The 2,930-nt window shown below is 39.2% G+C and carries 4 protein-coding genes and 2 pseudogenes; 1 reads left to right on the top strand and 5 read right to left on the bottom strand.

Annotated elements, in window-relative coordinates:
• Positions 1-265: 265 nt before the first annotated feature.
• Positions 266-466, top strand: a complete 201-nt coding sequence (locus ACFINI_RS09675; RefSeq protein ID WP_015856172.1) for an AlpA family transcriptional regulator — start codon at positions 266-268, stop codon at positions 464-466.
• Between the two features lie 102 nt (positions 467-568).
• On the opposite strand, the gene ACFINI_RS09670 is transcribed toward ACFINI_RS09675, so the two are convergent.
• The 5 genes and pseudogenes from ACFINI_RS09670 to ACFINI_RS09650 all read right to left on the bottom strand — a co-directional run.
• Positions 569-928 carry a hypothetical protein gene (locus ACFINI_RS09670; RefSeq protein WP_375648019.1) on the bottom strand — a complete coding sequence of 120 codons (360 nt, stop codon included), beginning with the start codon at positions 926-928 and terminating at the stop codon, positions 569-571.
• A 176-nt stretch (positions 929-1,104) separates the two neighbouring features.
• Positions 1,105-1,507: pseudogene (locus ACFINI_RS09665) on the bottom strand (hypothetical protein).
• Positions 1,504-2,229 carry a filamentous hemagglutinin gene (locus ACFINI_RS09660; RefSeq protein WP_375648018.1) on the bottom strand — a complete coding sequence of 242 codons (726 nt, stop codon included), beginning with the start codon at positions 2,227-2,229 and terminating at the stop codon, positions 1,504-1,506. The pseudogene ACFINI_RS09665 and the gene ACFINI_RS09660 overlap by 4 nt, the downstream one beginning before the upstream one ends.
• A 34-nt stretch (positions 2,230-2,263) precedes the next feature.
• A complete protein-coding gene (locus ACFINI_RS09655) occupies positions 2,264-2,665 on the bottom strand; it encodes a hypothetical protein (RefSeq protein WP_273791508.1) in 402 nt (133 codons plus the stop codon).
• Positions 2,662-2,930 (bottom strand): annotated as a pseudogene (locus tag ACFINI_RS09650) (hypothetical protein); the annotation flags it as partial. The pseudogene ACFINI_RS09650 and the gene ACFINI_RS09655, both read right to left, overlap by 4 nt.

The following is a 2,930-nucleotide window of genomic DNA, read 5'->3' as shown; positions in this document are numbered from 1 at the left end:
ACAGCGCCGTGTCTATATGGATAAATGGGCGGCTTATGTCACGGGTCAAACCTAAAATATGGGGTGAATAACCCCATGATCTGTGGATAACTTTAGCTCTCTTTTCTCTCATTCTTTCTCAATAAGAGTCATAAATTATCACATCAGAAAAACTATGATAAAATATTGTTTTCTATAAATAAAATACCTTCAAAAATGAACCAAAATGTGGTTAATAAATAGTTATGATTTGTTCTCATTTTTTTACTTTTGAAAGGATTTTAGTATGACAGAAAATGATATTCTTTTAACAGACCGTGAAAGTGCAAAACTGCTTCATATGAGTGTCTCAACATTCCGCCGTCATGTTACCAATGGCTCTCTCCCAAAACCTTTAAAATTTGGTTTTTTATCGCGTTGGTTACAATCGGATCTTTTGAATGTCATCGAGCAAGCAAAACAGCAACGTTATAACGACGCGGCATAAAAAGAAAACCTTGTCACGTAAGGACGGACAAGGCTTTCTCAAGCTCATCAACCTGGTGCTTTATTTGGTGTAAATTCAAGGCTTTCTCTGCTGAAGCAAGACTTAAGGTTCGCATTCAAGTTGTTCTGAATGTTTTTTACAATAAGGGCTATTTAAGCGTCTCTCAACACTTCGCTGAGGCATGACAGCACCAGGACGACATATGGGAAGGTTGTCTGATTTATGGTTCTCACACCAATCTTGTATTGTAAAGCTAGGGCGAAAACCTGATTGCGCCATACACATTTCAATACTGGCAAATTGATTCAAATCTAGCGCCACAACCTTATTAAGGTCCGGTACTCCACATTCTAAAAGTATTTTATTTCTCCATAATGCTGGAGAAAGTGAGGGAATTGAGTTAACACATCCAGTGAAACTTAACAGAGCTATACAACTCAACAGTTTTAAGATTTTCTTCATTATTTCCCTCTTTCAATGGATTTATTTACGATAAAAAGCTCTTAAGCCTGTTGATATTTTCTGTCACCGCTGCTTAAAACAACGGTGAACAATATTGAGATGACAGATTGAGGGAACAATCGCGCCATTCCAAGCAAAGGCAAGGATAGGGGATTGTTGATCATTACAAGCAAGACTTAAGGATAACATTCATATTGTTCTGGATGCTTTTTACAAAACGGGCTATTTAAGCGCTTCTTGACACTGCGCTGTGGTATGACAGCGCCTGGACGACAAATGGGTAAGTTTTCGGCTTTATGATTTCCACACCAGCCCCCCCCTATCATATTTATCATGAAAACCAGCTTGAATCATACAAGCTTCTATGGTTGCCCATGCATTGTTGCTTAAATTTCTGTTTTCTGGAAATACATCATAAGGTGCTGGCATTCCACATTCTAAAAGTGCTTTTTTTACCTCAAGCCGATCTGCTCCTGATTTCTCCCACACCGTGAAGTATCCTGCAGGAGGTTTATTAAATTGGCATCCCGTTATAACTAATAAAGCTATGCAACTCAATAATTTAAAGATTTGTTTCATTTTTTTCTCCTTAAAGGGAATTGTACTCGATGGGAAAGTCCATATATATCTCGACATTTTGGACCCGCATCTCCAAGGCAAGTATGGGGATTATAAGGATTTGTGAACATATTCCATGTTTCTTTCCACCAGTTACTACCATCAGGTATTGTCTCATAAGTATAGCCATTACCGCCAATCCATCGGCTTACAAAGTCAAATCTATGCCCATCAAAGCCAATAGTGGTTTGTTTGCCACCACTCACATAACCTAACAGACCGGATGCAGCCAAAACATTAGCCGCTGGTCCATGGAAACTGATCGTTGTATTGCCAGCTACATCATTTACACCTTCTTGTTTGAAAGAATTCATCATATTAAAGCCTGTCAAACTGCCACGACTATGGGCATCAAAATGCAATCCTGTGTTACCATAGCGAGACATTATATCTTTTGCTTCTTGTGTGGAATTGGTCAAACCCCAAAAGTTATTTTCCATAAACTTCTGGTAGCCTGCGACCAGAAGTTCTGAGATAGCAGAATCGGCTTCTGGAAACACAACAAAATAAAGCGGTACATTTTTATTCTCCGCATGTTGCTCTGCATAAACAGCCGCCTCATAGGGTGGGGTAAAAATGCCATTGAGGGACACATGCACCTTGCCATCAAAACCAGCTTGTAAATGCTGCTTTTCTTCATCCGTTAAATAATGGAAAGTGAGGAAACAATCGCGCCATTCCAAGCAAAGGCAAGGATGGCGGATTGTTGATCATCACTTAAGATTGGCATTCATCCGCATTTTTATATTTTTTACAAAAAGGGCTGTTTAAGCGCTTTTCAACACTTCGTTTCGGAATGACCGCGCCTGGTCGACAAATCGGAAGGTTTTCCCTCCAATGATTCACACACCAAGATGGACCGCCATATCTGTCACGGAATCCTGCTTGAATCATACAAGCATAAATTGTTGCATTATCATTATTGCTGAGCTTTTGATTTTCAGCCTCAAGATAATTAAGATGTGGCATGCCACATTCTAATAAGGCTTTTCCTACCTCGGTAAAGTCTGCTCCTGGCTTGATCCACCCATATACTTCCCCTGGAGGAGATTTGTCCATATCACATCCAGTAATACTTAATAGAATGAGCAGGCTCAATAAGTTAAATCGTATTTTCATTTTTTGTTCCCTGTTCTCGTGGAATAAAATTTTATAAAATCAAATGAACCGTAATCATTTTTACACTTAGCACTTGCATCAGCATAACAATTATGGGTACTAGGATTATAGCCGATGATCGCTCCCCCCATCTCTCTGAGGGGTAGAATTAACGGATGTAATGAATCATATGGTTTGGAACGTACCCCATAAGCCGTAGGCCAATTGTAACCAATCACTGTACTAATGGGGTCTAACATATGACCTTGTATGTAGATATAATTTT

Origin of the sequence: Bartonella sp. AA56HLJMS (assembly GCF_042197145.1) — a bacterium.
Classification (GTDB): domain Bacteria; phylum Pseudomonadota; class Alphaproteobacteria; order Rhizobiales; family Rhizobiaceae; genus Bartonella.
Note: the sequence above shows the minus strand (reverse complement) of the source record. Positions and strands in the feature narration are given on the sequence as shown.